Below are 14,791 nucleotides of genomic sequence, written 5' to 3'. Positions count from 1 at the left end.
ACGTGTCCATATAGGGCCATGTCACGCCGCACCCGGAGCGCTTGACTGGTTACAGCGTCCGCTCGCGCATCTCGACCTCGAAGGTTTCGAGGAAGTCGCCGGCCTTGATGTCGGTGAAGTTCTGGCTGAACGTCACGCCGCATTCGAGGCCCGCGCGAACCTCTGCCACATCGTCCTTGAAACGGCGCAGCGAGGCGATCTCGCCCTGGTAGATGATGACGTCGTCGCGGGTGATGCGTGCCTTGAGCGCCTTTCGGATGACACCCTCGACCACCAGCAGACCCGCCGCCTTGCCGTGCTTGCCCGCCGAGAAGACCTCGCGGATCTCGGCGCGGCCGACGACCGTCTCGAACGCTTCCGGCCCGAGCTCGCCGGCCATGCCCGCGCGGATTTCGTCGGTCAGGTCGTAGATCACGTCATAATATTTCAGCGCGACGTGATTACGCTCGGCGATCTCGCGCGCCTTGGCATTGGGACGCACGTTGAAGCCGATGATCGGCGCGCCCGAAGCGGCCGCCACGTTGACGTCGCTCTCGGTGATGCCGCCAACGCCCGAGTGCAGGATGCGCACGCGGATCTCGTCGGTCGAGATCTTGTGGAGCGAGCCGACGATCGCCTCGACCGACCCTTGGGTGTCGGCTTTGACGACGAGCGGATATTCGATCGCCTGCTTGGCCGACAGCGCCGAGAACATGCTCTCGAGGCTGGCCGGCGCACTGGTCGTGCGCTTCTGGGTGATGACCGACTGGCGATAGGCGGCGACTTCGCGCGCCCGCGCCTCGTTCTCGACGACCTGGAGGGGATCACCCGCCATCGGCACGCCCGACAGGCCCAGCACCTCGACAGGCGTCGAGGGACCGGCTTCCTTGACCTGGCGACCCTTGTCGTCGACCAGCGCGCGCACCTTGCCGCTCTCGGCGCCGACGACGAACACGTCGCCGACGCGCAGCGTACCGCGGCTGACCAGGATCGTCGCGACGGGGCCGCGACCCTTGTCGAGCTTGGCCTCGATCACCGTGCCCTCGGCCGGACGGTCGGGATTGGCGCGCAGCTCGAGCAGCTCGGCCTGGAGCTGGATCTTCTCGATCAGCTCGTCGAGGCCGGTCTTCTTGAGCGCCGACACCTCGACGTCCTGCGTCTCGCCGCCCATGCCCTCGACGACGACTTCCTCGCTCAGCAGGCGCTCGCGCACCTTCTGCGGATTGGCCTCGTGCTTGTCGATCTTGTTGATCGCGACGATCATCGGCACGCCGGCCGCCTTGGTGTGGTTGATGGCCTCAACCGTCTGCGGCATCAGGCCGTCATCGGCGGCCACCACCAGCACGACGATGTCGGTCACGTTGGCGCCGCGCGCGCGCATCTCGGTAAACGCCTCGTGGCCGGGCGTGTCGAGGAAGGTGATCCGCGACTTGTCCTTCTGCGTCACCTGATAGGCGCCGATATGCTGGGTGATGCCACCCGCCTCGCCACGCACCACGTCGGTGCCGCGAAGCGCGTCGAGCAGCGACGTCTTGCCGTGATCGACATGGCCCATGATCGTGACCACCGGCGGGCGCGGCTGGAGCGCGCCGTCATCGTCCTCGGTCGTGTCGAGCTGGATGTCGATGTCGCTGTCGGACACGCGCTTGATGTTGTGGCCGAACTCGGTGACGAGCAGCTCGGCGGTGTCCTGGTCGATCGTCTGCGTCAGCGTGACGGGCATGCCCATCTTGAACAGCGCCTTCACAAGGTCGGCGCCGCGCTCGGCCATGCGGTTGGCGAGCTCCTGGACGGTGATCGCCTCTGGCACCTTGACGTCGCGGACTTGCTTGGCCTGCGGCTCGCGCGGGCCGCCATGGCCGCGGCGCTCCTTTTCACGCGCGCGCTTGAGCGCGGCGAGGCTGCGGGCACGGGCGCCGCCATCCTCGTTGAGTGCACGGTTAACCGTGAGCTTGCCCGACTGGCGGCGGTCGTCGCCCTTGCGATCGCGCGACGGCGCGGGACGCGCGGGCGCATCGCGGCGGGGCGTCGCCGCGCCGGTGCCGGTGGGAAGCGGGCGCGCCTGCTGCTGCGAAGCCGCAGGCGCGGCGGCGGCGGGCGCCTCCGGCTTGGGCTCGGGCTTGGGCTGAGGCTTCGGAATTTCGGGGCGCGCGACCGGGCTGAACCGGCGCGGCGCGGGCAGGCCCGGATCGAGCTGTAGCGTCACCGGCTGCGCGGGGGCGGCGGGCTCGGCCTTGGGTTGGGCGGCGCGCGCGACTTCGGGCTCGGGTTGCGGCGCAGGGGCCGGCTCGGGCGCGGGCGGCGGTGCCGCGGCGGCGGCTTCGGCAGCGGCGCGCTCGGCGGCGTCCGCGGCAGCCTTTTCGGCCTGGCGGCGCGCTTCGGCCTCGGCAGCCTCGGCACGTTCGCGCTCCTCGCGGCGACGCGCATCCTCGAGCGCCGACATGCGCTGCTCCTCGGCCTCGCGCAGCAGACGGGCCTGGCGCTCATGCGCGGTCTCGTTCGCCGGCGGGCGTCGCACGGGCGGCGGCGGCGGTGGCGCGACGGCCGCAGGGGGCGGCGGCGCCGCATCCTGAACAGGCGCACCCGTATCCTCGCCCGGACGGCCGATCATGCGCCGACGCTTGACCTCCACCACGACGGTGTTCGAGCGGCCGTGGCTGAAGCTCTGCTTCACCTTGCCCGTCTCGACCGTGCGCTTGAGGCCCAGCGGCGCGCGTGCGCCCAGCTTCGGCTTGTCGTTGTCCGTATCGCTCATTCGGGTACTCGAAGTCCTTCGTTCGTCGTTCCGGCGGGCGCCGGGGCGTTCTGGCCGGCATCCGCCGGTGCGTTCGTTCCGGCAGTGCCGCGCTCGGCCGCGGTTGCGGTCGATGCGCCCTGCGAGCCGGTTTCGCAAGGCTGGGGGACGGGGTCGGGTCCGATAAAATGCAGCCAGCGGTCGAGCGTCTCGCTCACCCGCTTTGCCGCCCTGGCGTCGGTCAGGCCGATATGTACCACATTCTCGCGGCCTAACGCCAACGACAATATGGTGCGGGGGATCGGCAATACCACCCCCATCAGTCCCGATCCCTCGGCATCGCGGCCGACTCGCCAGGCCTGAGCAAGGCGGCGCACGCCGTCGCTGCCGGCGTCGGCGGCATGGTAGAGGCGATGCAGCCGGCCAAGCCGCGCCGCTTCCTCGATCCGCTCGCCGCCGGTCAGGAGCGTGCCCGCCTTCGCCTCAAGCCCCAGCCGGTCGAGCGCTGCGCGCTGGAGCGCGTGGGCGATCCGGTCGGCCAGGTCGGGGGGGACGGTGATGTCGCTCGTCCTGAACGCACGCGACAGGGCGCCACGCAGCCGCCCCTTGGCGATCGCGGCCTCGAGCACGGGCTTGTCGACGCCGATCCACGCGCCGCGGCCAGGGGCCTTGGCGCGCACATCGGGATGGATTTGGCCGTCGGGGCCGAGCGCGAGGCGAACCAGCCCCTCGCGCGGGGCCGTCTCGCGCGACAGGATGCAGCTGCGGTCGTTCATCGCCGCGCCTCCTCAAGGAAGCGCGGCGATGCCGCGATCAACGGTGCGAACGCGCGATCATTGTGAGGATTCCGCATGCGCGTCCTCCTCGGCCTCGGCAGCGGCGGGTTCGTCCTCGAACCAGTGCGCACGCGCGGCCATGATGATCTCGTTGCCCTGCTCGTCGGTGAGGCCGTACTCGCCGAGGATGCCGCCCTTGTTCTCGGGCTTGCGCGGCGCTTCCTCGCCGCGGCGGCGGGGTTCGGCACGGCGCTTCTCGACCAGCTCGTCGGTGGCGAGGTCGGCGAGGTCGTCGAGCGTCTTGATGCCCGCCTTGCCGAGCGTCACCAGCATCGCTTCGGTGAGGTAGGGCATCGTCGCCAGATCGTCCTCGACGCCGAGCGCGCGGCGCTCCTCGCGCGCGGCATCCTCACGCCGCTCGAGCGCTTCCTGTGCGCGGCTCTGCAGCTCCTGCGCCAGCTCGTCGTCGAAGCCCTCGATGCTCGCGAGCTCGTCGAGCTCCACGTAAGCCACTTCCTCGAGCTCCGAAAAGCCCTCGGCGACGAGCAGCTGCGCCAGCGTCTCGTCGACGTCGAGCTCGTTCTGGAACATCTCCGAATTGCGGACGAAGTCGGCCTGGCGCTTCTCGCTCGCATCGGTCTCGGTCAGGATGTCGATCGCCTTGCCCGTCAGCTGGCTGGCGAGGCGGACATTCTGGCCACGGCGGCCGATGGCGAGGGAAAGCTGGTCGTCGGGGACCACCACCTCGATCCGGTCGTCCTCCTCGTCGATCACCACGCGCGCGACATTCGCCGGCTGGAGCGCGTTGACCACGAAGGTGGCGGTGTCGGGCGACCAGGGGATGATGTCGATCTTCTCGCCCTGCATCTCCTGCACCACGGCCTGCACGCGGCTGCCCTTCATGCCGACGCACGCGCCGACCGGGTCGATCGACGAATCGCGGCTAATGACGCCGATCTTGGCGCGGCTGCCCGGGTCGCGGGCGGCGGCCTTGATCTCGATGATGCCGTCGTAGATCTCGGGAACTTCCTGCGCGAACAGCTTCTTCATGAAGTCGGGGTGCGCGCGGCTGAGGAAGATCTGCGGCCCGCGATTCTCGCGCCGCACCGACAGGATCAGGCTGCGCACGCGGTCGCCGACGCGGACAACCTCGCGCGGGATCTGCTGGTCGCGGCGGATGACGCCCTCGGCGCGGCCCAAGTCGACGACGACATGACCGAACTCGACGCGCTTGACGACGCCAGTGATGATCTCGCCGACGCGGTCCTTGAACTCCTCGTGCTGGCGCTCGCGCTCGGCGTCGCGGACCTTCTGGAAGATGATCTGCTTCGAGGCCTGCGCCTGGATGCGGCCGAACTCGATCGGGGGCAGCGGATCGACGAGGAAGTCGCCAATCTCGGCGTCCTTCTTGAGCTTCTGCGCGCCCTTCAGATCGACCTGCTTGTAGAGGTCGTCGACTTCCTCGACCACCTCGACCACGCGCCACAGGCGAAGGTCGCCGGTGCCCGCGTCGAGCTTGGCGCGGATGTCCATCTCGGCGCCGTAGCGGTTCTTGGCGGCGCGCTGGATCGCCTCTTCCATCGCCTCGATGACGATGGCGCGGTCGATCAGCTTTTCCTTGGCGACCGAATCGGCGATCGCGATCAGCTCGGCCCGATTGGCGGAAACGGCGTTGGCCATCTTCGTCTGTTACCCTTCCGTGAGAATCTTGTCGGCGCCCTCGACAGAGAGCGGCTGCGTCGCGGCAATCAGCCGATCGGTGAGCAGCAATTTGGCGTCGGCGATCTGCGCGAAGTCGACGGTCATCGGCTGATGCTTGCGTACGTCGATCGTCACCGCGGTCCCCTCGACGCCGACGAGGTCGCCGGTCAGCTGCTTGCGTCCCTCGACCGGCTCGGTCAGCGTCAGGCGGGCCTCATGCCCCGCCCAGTCGGCATAGTCGGTGAGGCGCGTGAGCGGGCGGTCGATGCCGGGCGAGGATACCTCGAGCCGATACGCGCCCTCGATCGGGTCGTTGCCTTCGGCCTCCAGCGCATCGAGCCGGTCGGAGATGCGGCGCGACAGTTCGGCGCAATCCTCGATCACCAGCTGGCGCGTGTCGGGCCGCTCGGCCATCACCTGAAGCGTCGGGTCCGACCGGCCGCCAAAGAACTTGACGCGCACCAGCGACAGCCCGAGCGCACGGGCTTCGGGTTCGATCAGGTCGGTCAGGCGGGCAATATCGGTCAAATTCCACTCCGGCAGGCAGACAAGCGGGTTTCGTGCCGGAGCCTTTCGGCCCCGACCCCGGCAATGTCACCAATGTCGAGAACAATGGGGCATATACGCGCCTTGGGGCAGGCGCACAAGACTTGGCGGAACCGGCCATCATGCTACGGGTTCGCCAAGCAACTTATTTGCCGGGAGAGACCCAGATGCGTGCCCCTCTTGCCCTTGCGGTCGCTGCGATCGCGCTGATCGCCTGCAACGACGGCGGCGCGCCGTCCGACCCTGCACCCGTGCCCACCCAGAGCACGACCCCGACCGCCAGCCCGACCAGCGGCGGGCTGCCGTTCCAGACCGCGGCAGTCGCGACCTTTGATTCGCCCTGGGCGATGACCTTTCTGCCTGACGCGCGCATGCTGGTGACGCAGAAGGCCGGGCAGATGCTACTCGTCAGCGCCGACGGCAAGACCAAGACGCCGGTCGCGGGGACCCCGGCGGTGGACAGCGAGGGGCAGGGCGCCCTTATGGACGTGGTGCTCGCGCCCGGCTTCGCACAGAACCGTCTCGTCTATTTCTCCGCCTCGATCGCAGGGCCGGGCGGCAAGGGCGTTGCGCTGTGGCGCGGGCGGCTGGCCGACACGGGCGGTACTGCGCGGCTGGAGAACGTGACCGAGCTCTTTCGCGCGACGCCCTTCGTCGACGGCGACGGCCATTATTCGGGCCGCATCGCCTTTGCGCCCGACGGTCAGCACCTGTTCTTCACCAATGGCGAGCGGCAGAAGTTAGACCCGGCACAGGATCCCAAGGCGACGCTGGGCAAGGTCCTTCGCCTGACGCTCGACGGCAGGCCGGCGGGTGATCCGGCGCTGACGCAGAAGGGCTTTCATCCCGCTGTCTGGTCCTATGGCCACCGCAACCTGCTCGGCCTCGCCTTCGATCCGGCGGGCAATTTGTGGGAGCAGGAGATGGGGCCGCAGGGCGGCGACGAGATCAACCTGATCGTGGCCGGCCGCAACTATGGCTATCCCAAGGTGTCGAACGGCGACCATTATGATGGCCGCCCGATCCCCGACCACGCGCCGGGCGACGGGTTCGAGGCGCCGAAGGTCTGGTGGAACCCCTCGATCTCGCCCGGCGGTCTGATCGTCTATACGGGCGACGCCTTCCCGCAGTGGAAGGGCGACGTCTTCGTCGGCGGATTGTCGAGCGAAGCGTTGATCCGCGTCGATGTGAACGGGACGAGCGCGACCAAGGGCGATCAGTTCCCGATGGGCAACCGCATCCGCGAGGTCGAGCAGGGGCCGGATGGCGCGATCTATGTCCTCGAGGACGGCGAGGGCGGGCGATTGCTCAAGCTGACGCCCAAGGCCTGATGCGGGCTCCCGCGCCGGGAGCTCAAGGGTCACGGGCGGTGCGCTTGCAGCTCTAGGCTCCCGCCTTCGCGAGAGCCCGGCACGTCATCTCACCAGCAGGAAGTTGATCCGCGCCGCCGCGATCGGGCGGTGGCAATCGTCCTGCCACGCGAACGCCTCGACATTGGCGATGCGGGTGCCGAGACGGACGACATGGCCCGCCGCCCGCGTGTCCGCATCGCGGCCGCCGCGCATAAAGTCGGTGGTGAGGTTGATCGGCTTGACCGAAACGCCCTCGTCGGCGAGCGCGTGACGCAGCGCCGCCACCGCTGCCATTTCCACGAGTCCACCGATCGCGCCGCCGTGGACAAAGCCCGGGCGCCCCATCACCGCGTCGCCGAACGGCATGACGAGGATCGGCGCGCCGTCGGCATCGGGCTCGACGCGAAGGCCGAGGAGCTGCGCATAGGGGGGCAGCTTCACGGCGTCGCGCCCGTCGACATGAAGGTGCCGGCGACATGCGCAACCGGATCGTCGGGGTCGCCGTCATGCGCGATGCCCCGCACGAACGCGATCGCGCGCGTCAGCCGATAACATTCGCCGCGCCCGATCACCGTCGCGCCCGATCGCGCCGGCCGCAGGTAATCGACGCGCAGGTCGAGCGTCGCATGCGGCACGAAGCCGCCGCGCTTCATCCACACCGCGACGCTTGTCGCCATGTCCATCAGCGCGACGATCGGGCCGGAGGCGAGCACGCCGCTCGCCGGGTCGCCGACCAGCTCGTGCTTCCACGGCAGGTCGAGCTCGGCCCAGTCGGCGCCGTGCGCGCGATAGCCGATGCCGAGGATGCCGCCATGATGCGCCTGCGTCCGCTGGAGGAACTGTTCGGGATGGAAGGGGATGGGGCGGGGTTCGGCCATTGCCGCCCTTGAAGCTCAAGGCGACGCCCACGGCAAGGTTACACCGAATTAACTGCGTTCGCACGTGCACTCGGGCGATGCTGACCCTTGCCGCCGATCCCGGGCGGCAAGGGGGAAACCGACATGCCTGACTGTCTCGCACTCGACCGCCTGCCCAGCCTTGCCACGCGGGTCAGTGATCCCGCCGCCATTCCCGCGGCCGAGCGGCAGGGCGACGACGTCTATGTCTACGTCGTCGCGATGACGGGAGGGACCCGCTGAGCGACCGCCTGAAAGCATGGCGAGCGAGCCAGGCGTTCGCATCGTTTGCCGCGCTCGATGAGGTCGAAGATCCCGTTGCCGCAGCGATGCGATTGATCGCCGATCCGGGCTGGGCGGCGGCGATGCTCGGCCCGTTGCTGGCGCATCCCGACGCCGGGTGGCCGCTGGCGTGCCGCGTGGCCGGCGATCGAGCGACGCTGGTGATCGAGCGCCGTGCCGGAGCCGCGCTGACGGTCACGATGATCGGGCCGGGCGCCGCCGCCGCGACCGGCGTCGTCGCGAGCGGGCGGCACATGTTCGTGCGCGTCCTCGGCGGCAGCGGGCGTCTTGATCGCTGGCCGGCGGGGGAGGTCGATGACCGGTTTACCGCCGCCTCGGCGCCGCCGCTCGGCCGGCGTTGCTCATCGGCACTTAGAGCGGGCGCCGTGATGGAGATCGACGGACGTCGGGACGCCCATCGCATCGTCGCGGTGGGCCGCGAGCTGGTCCTGTTGACGCTGACGCTCGCCCAAGGCGCGGCGCCGCTGCTGCGCGAATATGCGCTGCCCGGTGGCCGCCTGCGCCGCGTCGCCGCCGCCGAGGGCGAGCCGGCGCGCGCGGCGATGCTGGTCGAACTGCTCGGTGCGCTGGACGGCGGCAGCGAGGGGCTGGCGGCGGCGGCACGGCACCCGGCCTTCTTCGTCCGCTGGGCGGCGATGCGTCACTGGCTGGCGCGAGATGCGGCGGGTGCGCGACCGGTGCTCGCCGCCATGGCCGTGGGCGATCCGCACCCAGAGGTGCGGGATGCCGCTGTGGCAGCGCTGGCGATGCCGGCATGTCCCGCCTGATCGCGGTCGCGCCATCCGGCGGGCTCGACGCCGCCGAATGCCTGGCGCGCGCCAAAGCCTCGGGCGCGGACGTGCGCGACGAGGCGGGGCTGGCGACGCTCGCCGACGACCTCGCCGCGTTGTCGGCCGATCGCGGCCTTGTCGCCCGAGTAGCCGAGCGCGTGCTGGCGGCGGGCGGGGCCGATGCGACGAGCGGCGGCTACGGCGCACAGGCGCTGCTGCTGGCGCCGCCCGGCCAACGTTTCGTGCTCCGCGCCGCCTTCTGGCCGGGCATCGGCGACGCGATCCTGGCCGACAGCGGTCCGGCGGCGTTTTTCTATGGCGTGGCGCACGACCACGACTTCGCCTTCCTCACCTGCGGCCACAGCGGGCCGGGCTATTGGAGCGACGAGTGGGAGGTGCCCGAACCCGTTGCCGGGGTGCCCGGCGAAGCGGTGGCGCTCACGCCGCTGGGCCGCCACCGACTCGCGCCCGGCGACGTGCGGCTGTACCGCGCAGGACGCGACGTGCATGCGCAGGCGCCGCCCACGTCCTTTTCAGTGTCGGTCAATCTGCTCGCCCGCGACGCCGCGACGGCGTGGATCGGCCAGTATCGCTACGACACCGACCGGAACTGCATCGCGGGAGAGCTCGGCGGGCTGCCCGCCGCCCTGCTGCTCGATCTGGCGGTCGAGCTGGGAGACGGCCTCGACCTTGCTGAGCGGTTCGCTGCGCGGCACCGCCAGCCGAGGATGCGCGTCGCGGCGTGGCGGACGCTGGCGCGCGTCGCACCGGCCACGCTGCGACCGATCCTGGCGCGCGAAGAGGTCGCCGCCGACCGGATGCTGGCGGCGCACGCCCGCGCGATTCTGACCGATCTGGATCAACTTCAAGGCGAGAGGGTCGGGCAAATCCTGTAATTTGCGCAAGTGATCCTCGGCCGCATCGCCTGTGACCCGCCAAACCCGGCCCTCGCCGCCGCGCTGGCGGCACGCGGGTTGCTGGCAGCGGCGCCGCTGGCGGCCGGGGCCGACGCGCTGGTGCTGCGCAGTGGCGCGGCGCCGCATCCGCTGGTGGCGCAGGTCCGCCGGACCGGCTGGGCGGGGCCGCTGATGCTGCTGGTCGAGCGCGCCGACGACGTGATCGCCGCGCTGGATGCCGGCGCGGACGAGGCCGTCTGTGCCGATGCCGCCCCCGCCGAGATCGCCGCGCGTCTGGCCGCTCGCCTGCGCGCGCCCGCCGGGCGAATTCGCATCGGCGCGCTCGAGCTCGATCCGGTCGCGCGTGCGGCCCGCCGCGACGACCGGCCGCTGCGGTTGCGGGCACGCGAATATGCGCTGCTCGCCTATCTGGCGCGACAGGCCGGCCGCGCGGTGCCACGCGCCGAGCTGCTGCGCGAGGTGTGGCGGCTCGGCTTCGATCCCGGCACCAATGTCGTGCAGGTCCATGTCGCCCGCCTGCGGGCCGCGCTCGATCCGCCCGGCGCCACGCCGATGCTGCACACCGACCGCGGGCTTGGCTACCGCCTGTCGGCGGCCTAGCTTTGCCTCGGGAGGATGCCGATGAACGACCGGGTGACGATAACGATCGAGGGCGGCGTGGCCGAGGTGCGGCTGGCGCGGCCCGACAAGCTCAACGCGCTCGACCCGGCGATGTTCGCTTCGCTGGGCGCGGCGATCGACCGGCTTTCGGCGGCGACCGAGGTGCGCGCGGTGGTGCTGTCAGGCGAAGGGCGCGGCTTCTGCGCGGGGCTCGACATGGCGAGCATGGCGGCGGCGGGCGACCTGGGCGCGCTCGTGGGGCCGGTGCCCAATTCCTTCCAGAAGGTCGCTTGGGGCTGGCGCACGCTGCCGATGCCGGTGATCGCGGCGCTGCACGGGGTGGTGCTCGGCGGCGGGCTCCAGATCGCGAGCGGCGCCGACGTGCGGATCGCCGCGCCCGATGCGCGACTGTCGGTGATGGAACTCAAATGGGGCATCGTTCCCGATATGGGCGGGTACGCGCTGTGGCGCGGTCTCGTCCGCGACGACGTGCTGCGCGAGGCGATCTACACCGCGCGTGAGTTCGCGGCCCGGGAGGCGATGGTGCTCGGCTTCGTCACCCGCATCGCCGACGACCCGCTGGCGGAAGCACGCGCGCTCGCCCGCGCGATCGCGAGCCGCAATCCGCACGCGATCCGCGCCGCCAAGCGTCTGGTGGCAGTGGAGGGTGATGCCGCCACGATCCTCGCCGCCGAAGCGCGCGAGCAGGCGGCGCTGATCGGCAGCCCGAACCAGAGGGAGGCGGTGGCGGCAAACCTGGCGAAGCGGGAAGCGGTGTTCCGGGATTCCGATTAAGGCCGCTTCCACGGCCGCGGCGGGGCCGCCCGGCGCGCCACCATCGCTGCCACCCGGTCGCGCACCTCTCTCCCGCTCGTCCAGCCCGGCTTTAGTTCGTGCGTGACTTCGCCAGAAAGTGTGACGTCTCGTTGCGAGCGCGGCTCGCCAGACGATTCATCTCGCGCGAGGCCGTCGCAATCCGCGCGAGGAGCGGGCGCGCTTCGGTCAGGTCGCCCCGGTCGGTGAACAACACGGCGCCGCTTGCATCTTTCTGCCAACGCCGGCGCGCCAGCACCTCGCACAGCGCCGCGCCATCGGTCGCAAGCGCGCCGGTGAGCTGCCATTGCCGCTCCGCCCGCGGCTGTGTCTGCGCCGCGCCCCTCAGAAAGCTGCGGAACTGGGTCGCGGACAATTCGCCGCGCGCCACCATCGCTTCGCCCTCGCGCGTCACTCGGGCCTGAATGTCCGCAATCTCGCGCTCGGCGGCGGCGGCTTGGCCGGCCAGCGCCGCGACGCGATCGCAGCGATCGAGGACCGGTGACGCCGTCGTCAGTCCTTCGAAACTTGTCACCTGCGCCAGCCCCGCGGCGTCCGCTTCGGCCTTGAAGCGCCGCGTCGTTCCAAGGCTCTGGTTGACGCCGTTCGCCAGGAGCTGCGTCAGCGGCGCGGCGTCAGGCCTCGCTGTCATGCCGCTATTGCCATCGCTTTCCACGATCCGATCGACCTGTGCGGCAACCTCACGTGCTTGGGTCCGCTCCGCTTCGACGGCCCGGCCCGACTCGGCACGCCGGTTGAGCGCGACGAGCTGTGTCAGCACGCCAAGCGCCAGCAGGCTCGACAACGAAATCAGCCGTGCGCGACGCGACGCCCGGCGGATCGTCACGACGAAGGCGATCCCCCAAAGCAGCGCCGCGAACAGCGCCCCGCCCAGAAGCCGCCCGACCAGCTCGCCCTGACCTGCGATGTCCGGCCGCGGCAGGTTCTGCTGCCCGACGCACGATCCGATCAGGAGCAGCGCGCAGATGACGGTCGCTACGATCGGCCTTCCCGTCGACCGGCGACGTGGCGTGCCGATGGCATCTTCGGGCGGCGTGGGACGATCCAGTGTCATCTCGGCGCTCTCGCTCTAGCGGCAACCGCTGCGTTGAACGCTTCGAGTGGCTATCGGTGTCAGCCATCCACCGGATTTCGCCCACCGCCCTGCCCGGTGGATTGCCTCAGCCGATCTTCTGTCCCGTCTTCGCCCAGTCTGCGAGAAAGCCTTCGATGCCCTTGTCGGTCAACGGATGCTTGACCAGCTGCTTGATGACCGAGGGGGGCGCGGTCATCACGTCGGCGCCGATCTTTGCCGCTTCGAGGACATGGATGGGATGGCGCACGCTCGCCACCAGGATCTCGGTGTCGAAGGCGTAGTTGTCGTAGATCAGCCGGATGTCGCCGATCAGCTGCATCCCGTCGAAGCCGTTGTCGTCGTGCCGGCCGACGAAGGGCGAGATGAAGGTCGCGCCAGCCTTGGCCGCGAGCAGCGCCTGGTTGGCCGAGAAGCAGAGCGTCACATTGACCATCGTGCCGTCGTCGGTCAGCGCCTTGCACGTCTTGAGGCCGTCGATCGTCAGCGGCACCTTGACCGCGACATTGTCGCCGATCTTGCGAAGGATTTCCGCCTCGCGCATCATTTCGGCATGGTCGAGCGCCACGACCTCGGCCGAGACGGGGCCTTCGACGATGCCGCAGATCTCGCGCGTCACTTCGATGAAGTCGCGGCCCGCCTTGGCGATGAGCGACGGGTTGGTGGTGACGCCGTCGAGCAGCCCGGCTTCGGCCAGTTCCCGAATGTCATCGACGTTAGCGGTATCAGCGAAGAATTTCATTGGCCCGGCCTCGCAGTTTAAGAACGTTGCCGGGCCTCTACCGGCTGGGTGAGGGCGCGTACAGTCCGAACCGCCGGTCGCTGCCCTTACCCGCCATTAACCGGCCGCGGCCTAACGCTCGGCCATGAACGCGCACCCGCCCTTCGATGAAGCGCACCGCCTGAGGGTCCTAGACGCCCTCGGCCTGATCGGGGCGGCGCCGCAGGCCGAGTTCAAGGCGCTCGCAGCGCTGGCCGCACGCCTGATCGGCACCGACATGGCGGCCCTGACGCTGATCGACGCCACCCATCAGCACGTAATGGCGAGTCATAATATCGACGCGCCGCCGCTGCCGCGCGGCGAAAGCTTCTGCGACAAGACGCTCGGCGAGCCCGAAATGCTGGTTTCGACCGACGCCGCGATCGACGCGCGCTTCGCGGGTAGCGTCCTGGTGCGCGAGGCCCCGCACCTGCGCTTCTATGCCGGGGTGCCGATCCGGGTGCGGGCCGGCGGCGGCCCGCGCGCGCCGATCGGCGCGATCTGCGTGCTCGGCACCGCGCCGCGCGACATCAGCGCCGATCAGTGCGCGGCGCTGATCCGGCTCGGGCGCGTCGCCGAGGCGCTGATCGACGCGCGGGGTGCCGCTCGCGACGCGCTGACGCTCGCCCGGCGGACCCACGAACAGGCGACCGAGCTCGTACGCAAGGACCGCATCTTCCGCCAGGCCGAGCGGATGGCGATGATCGGCTCGTGGCGCTTCGATCCCGTCGCCGAAACGGTCGAATGGTCCGAGGGCGTGCGGCGCATCCACGAGGTGGGCGAGGATTATCGCCCCAATCTTGCCACCGCGCTCGATTTCTATCCCGCGAACGCGCGTGCGATCGTCAGCGGGGCGCTTGCCCATTCGATCGAGACGGGCGAACCGTTCGAGTACGAGGTCGACTTCGACACCGCCCAGGGGCAGCGGCTGCGCGTGCGCGGGATCGGCGAGGTCGAGCGTGCCGGCGGTCGCACCATTGCAGTGACGGGCGTGTTCCAGGACGTGACCGCGCGCTACCTGCTCGAACAGGACCTGCGCCGCAGCGCGCATGTCGATGCGCTGACGGGCATCGCCAACCGCGCCGCATTCGACCAGCGGCTCGAGGCGGCAATCGACCGGGCGCGCCGGGATGGCATGGCGCTGACGCTGATCCTTGTCGATCTCGACGGGTTCAAGCGCGTCAACGATACCCACGGCCATATGGCGGGCGACGATGTACTGCGCGCGCACGGCCGCCGATTGCGCGGAGAGTGGCAGAGCGACTGCTTTCCCGCACGTCTGGGCGGTGACGAATTCGCGCTGGTGCTCGAGGGGGCGGCGACGCGCGACATGGGCGGCCGCGTCGCTCGCCTCCTCGACCTGCTCGCGCGGCCGATCGCGTTGGGCGAGGCGCAGCTGCGTGTCGGCGGGACGATCGGCTGGGCAACCTTCGAGCCCGGCATGGCCAATCCGCGCGACCTGATCCACGCAGCCGACACCGCGCTCTACAACGCCAAGCGCGAGCGCCGAGGGACGGCCAGGGCGGCGAGCGCGTAACGCTTTCTTTCGTG

At 70.2% G+C, this 14,791-nt stretch carries 15 protein-coding genes; 7 read left to right on the top strand and 8 right to left on the bottom strand.

Translation table 11 applies throughout. The features are described 5' to 3' along the window. Nucleotides 1–49: 49 nt before the first annotated feature. The 4 genes from infB to rimP are packed head-to-tail and all read right to left on the bottom strand — an operon-like array spanning nucleotide 50 to nucleotide 5,718. Nucleotides 50–2,734, bottom strand: a complete 2,685-nt coding sequence (infB, locus tag COC42_RS08135) for a translation initiation factor IF-2 (protein ID WP_096342639.1) — start codon at nucleotides 2,732–2,734, stop codon at nucleotides 50–52. After that, a complete protein-coding gene (locus COC42_RS08130) occupies nucleotides 2,731–3,489 on the bottom strand; it encodes a DUF448 domain-containing protein (protein WP_096342638.1) in 759 nt (252 codons plus the stop codon). The genes infB and COC42_RS08130 overlap by 4 nt, the downstream gene beginning before the upstream one ends. Before the next feature lie 57 nt (nucleotides 3,490–3,546). After that, nucleotides 3,547–5,169: a transcription termination factor NusA gene (nusA, locus tag COC42_RS08125; RefSeq protein ID WP_096342637.1), complete on the bottom strand. Its 1,623-nt coding sequence runs from the start codon at nucleotides 5,167–5,169 to the stop codon at nucleotides 3,547–3,549. A 9-nt stretch (nucleotides 5,170–5,178) separates the two neighbouring features. Continuing rightward, complete coding sequence (gene rimP / locus COC42_RS08120) at nucleotides 5,179–5,718, bottom strand: ribosome maturation protein RimP (protein ID WP_096342636.1); 540 nt, start codon at nucleotides 5,716–5,718, stop codon at nucleotides 5,179–5,181. Nucleotides 5,719–5,903: 185 nt separating this feature from the next. On the opposite strand from rimP, the gene COC42_RS08115 reads away from it, so the two are divergent. Further along, the gene (locus tag COC42_RS08115) at nucleotides 5,904–7,067 is read left to right on the top strand and encodes a PQQ-dependent sugar dehydrogenase (RefSeq protein WP_096342635.1); all 1,164 of its coding nucleotides are present in this window, start codon (nucleotides 5,904–5,906) and stop codon (nucleotides 7,065–7,067) included. A gap of 84 nt (nucleotides 7,068–7,151) precedes the next feature. Here COC42_RS08115 and COC42_RS08110 read toward each other — a convergent pair whose 3' ends face one another. Both COC42_RS08110 and COC42_RS08105 read right to left on the bottom strand, forming a co-directional pair. Then, nucleotides 7,152–7,529, bottom strand: coding sequence for a PaaI family thioesterase (locus COC42_RS08110; RefSeq protein WP_096342634.1), 378 nt, complete (start codon nucleotides 7,527–7,529; stop codon nucleotides 7,152–7,154). Next, nucleotides 7,526–7,966, bottom strand: a complete 441-nt coding sequence (locus tag COC42_RS08105) for a PaaI family thioesterase (RefSeq protein WP_096342633.1) — start codon at nucleotides 7,964–7,966, stop codon at nucleotides 7,526–7,528. Before COC42_RS08105 ends, COC42_RS08110 begins: the two co-directional genes overlap by 4 nt. 123 nt (nucleotides 7,967–8,089) lie before the next feature. Between COC42_RS08105 and COC42_RS17645 the strand changes: the two genes are divergently transcribed. The 5 genes from COC42_RS17645 (at nucleotide 8,090) to COC42_RS08085 (ending at nucleotide 11,369) form a co-directional block, all read left to right on the top strand. Then, nucleotides 8,090–8,227 carry a hypothetical protein gene (locus COC42_RS17645; RefSeq protein WP_176484590.1) on the top strand — a complete coding sequence of 46 codons (138 nt, stop codon included), beginning with the start codon at nucleotides 8,090–8,092 and terminating at the stop codon, nucleotides 8,225–8,227. An 86-nt stretch (nucleotides 8,228–8,313) separates the two neighbouring features. Further along, nucleotides 8,314–9,054, top strand: a complete 741-nt coding sequence (locus COC42_RS08100; RefSeq protein WP_096342632.1) for a hypothetical protein — start codon at nucleotides 8,314–8,316, stop codon at nucleotides 9,052–9,054. Further along, entirely contained in the window at nucleotides 9,042–9,953 is a 912-nt protein-coding gene (locus COC42_RS08095) for a transposase (RefSeq protein ID WP_096342631.1), read from the top strand. The genes COC42_RS08100 and COC42_RS08095 overlap by 13 nt, the downstream gene beginning before the upstream one ends. A gap of 9 nt (nucleotides 9,954–9,962) precedes the next feature. After that, on the top strand, nucleotides 9,963–10,574 hold the full coding sequence (locus COC42_RS08090) for a winged helix-turn-helix domain-containing protein (protein WP_096342630.1): 612 nt from the start codon (nucleotides 9,963–9,965) through the stop codon (nucleotides 10,572–10,574). Nucleotides 10,575–10,595: 21 nt separating this feature from the next. Then, a complete protein-coding gene (locus COC42_RS08085) occupies nucleotides 10,596–11,369 on the top strand; it encodes a crotonase/enoyl-CoA hydratase family protein (protein ID WP_096343182.1) in 774 nt (257 codons plus the stop codon). 91 nt (nucleotides 11,370–11,460) lie between these two features. Here COC42_RS08085 and COC42_RS08080 read toward each other — a convergent pair whose 3' ends face one another. Together COC42_RS08080 and fsa are read right to left on the bottom strand one after the other, a co-directional pair. Continuing rightward, nucleotides 11,461–12,462 (bottom strand): hypothetical protein, encoded by a 1,002-nt coding sequence (locus tag COC42_RS08080; protein ID WP_096342629.1) that lies wholly within the window; start codon nucleotides 12,460–12,462, stop codon nucleotides 11,461–11,463. A 106-nt stretch (nucleotides 12,463–12,568) separates the two neighbouring features. Beyond that, nucleotides 12,569–13,222, bottom strand: a complete 654-nt coding sequence (fsa, locus tag COC42_RS08075) for a fructose-6-phosphate aldolase (protein ID WP_096342628.1) — start codon at nucleotides 13,220–13,222, stop codon at nucleotides 12,569–12,571. Nucleotides 13,223–13,346: 124 nt separating this feature from the next. Here fsa and COC42_RS08070 point away from each other — a divergent pair, with 124 nt between their 5' ends. After that, on the top strand, nucleotides 13,347–14,777 hold the full coding sequence (locus tag COC42_RS08070; protein WP_096342627.1) for a sensor domain-containing diguanylate cyclase: 1,431 nt from the start codon (nucleotides 13,347–13,349) through the stop codon (nucleotides 14,775–14,777). Nucleotides 14,778–14,791 lie beyond the last annotated feature (14 nt).

The organism is Sphingomonas spermidinifaciens, assembly GCF_002351485.1.
GTDB lineage: Bacteria > Pseudomonadota > Alphaproteobacteria > Sphingomonadales > Sphingomonadaceae > Sphingomonas > Sphingomonas spermidinifaciens.
Note: the sequence above shows the minus strand (reverse complement) of the source record. Positions and strands in the feature narration are given on the sequence as shown.

Excerpts from the sequence above, each read along its gene's own strand:
- infB (WP_096342639.1), bottom strand. The coding sequence starts at position 2,734 with ATGAGCGATACGGACAACGACAAGCCGAAGCTGGGCGCACGCGCGCCG.
- COC42_RS08130 (WP_096342638.1), bottom strand. The coding sequence starts at position 3,489 with ATGAACGACCGCAGCTGCATCCTGTCGCGCGAGACGGCCCCGCGCGAG.
- nusA (WP_096342637.1), bottom strand. The coding sequence starts at position 5,169 with ATGGCCAACGCCGTTTCCGCCAATCGGGCCGAGCTGATCGCGATCGCC.
- COC42_RS08115 (WP_096342635.1), top strand. The coding sequence starts at position 5,904 with ATGCGTGCCCCTCTTGCCCTTGCGGTCGCTGCGATCGCGCTGATCGCC.
- COC42_RS08105 (WP_096342633.1), bottom strand. The coding sequence starts at position 7,966 with ATGGCCGAACCCCGCCCCATCCCCTTCCATCCCGAACAGTTCCTCCAG.
- COC42_RS17645 (WP_176484590.1), top strand. The coding sequence starts at position 8,090 with ATGCCTGACTGTCTCGCACTCGACCGCCTGCCCAGCCTTGCCACGCGG.
- COC42_RS08100 (WP_096342632.1), top strand. The coding sequence starts at position 8,314 with ATGCGATTGATCGCCGATCCGGGCTGGGCGGCGGCGATGCTCGGCCCG.
- COC42_RS08095 (WP_096342631.1), top strand. The coding sequence starts at position 9,042 with ATGTCCCGCCTGATCGCGGTCGCGCCATCCGGCGGGCTCGACGCCGCC.
- COC42_RS08085 (WP_096343182.1), top strand. The coding sequence starts at position 10,596 with ATGAACGACCGGGTGACGATAACGATCGAGGGCGGCGTGGCCGAGGTG.
- COC42_RS08080 (WP_096342629.1), bottom strand. The coding sequence starts at position 12,462 with ATGACACTGGATCGTCCCACGCCGCCCGAAGATGCCATCGGCACGCCA.
- fsa (WP_096342628.1), bottom strand. The coding sequence starts at position 13,222 with ATGAAATTCTTCGCTGATACCGCTAACGTCGATGACATTCGGGAACTG.
- COC42_RS08070 (WP_096342627.1), top strand. The coding sequence starts at position 13,347 with ATGAACGCGCACCCGCCCTTCGATGAAGCGCACCGCCTGAGGGTCCTA.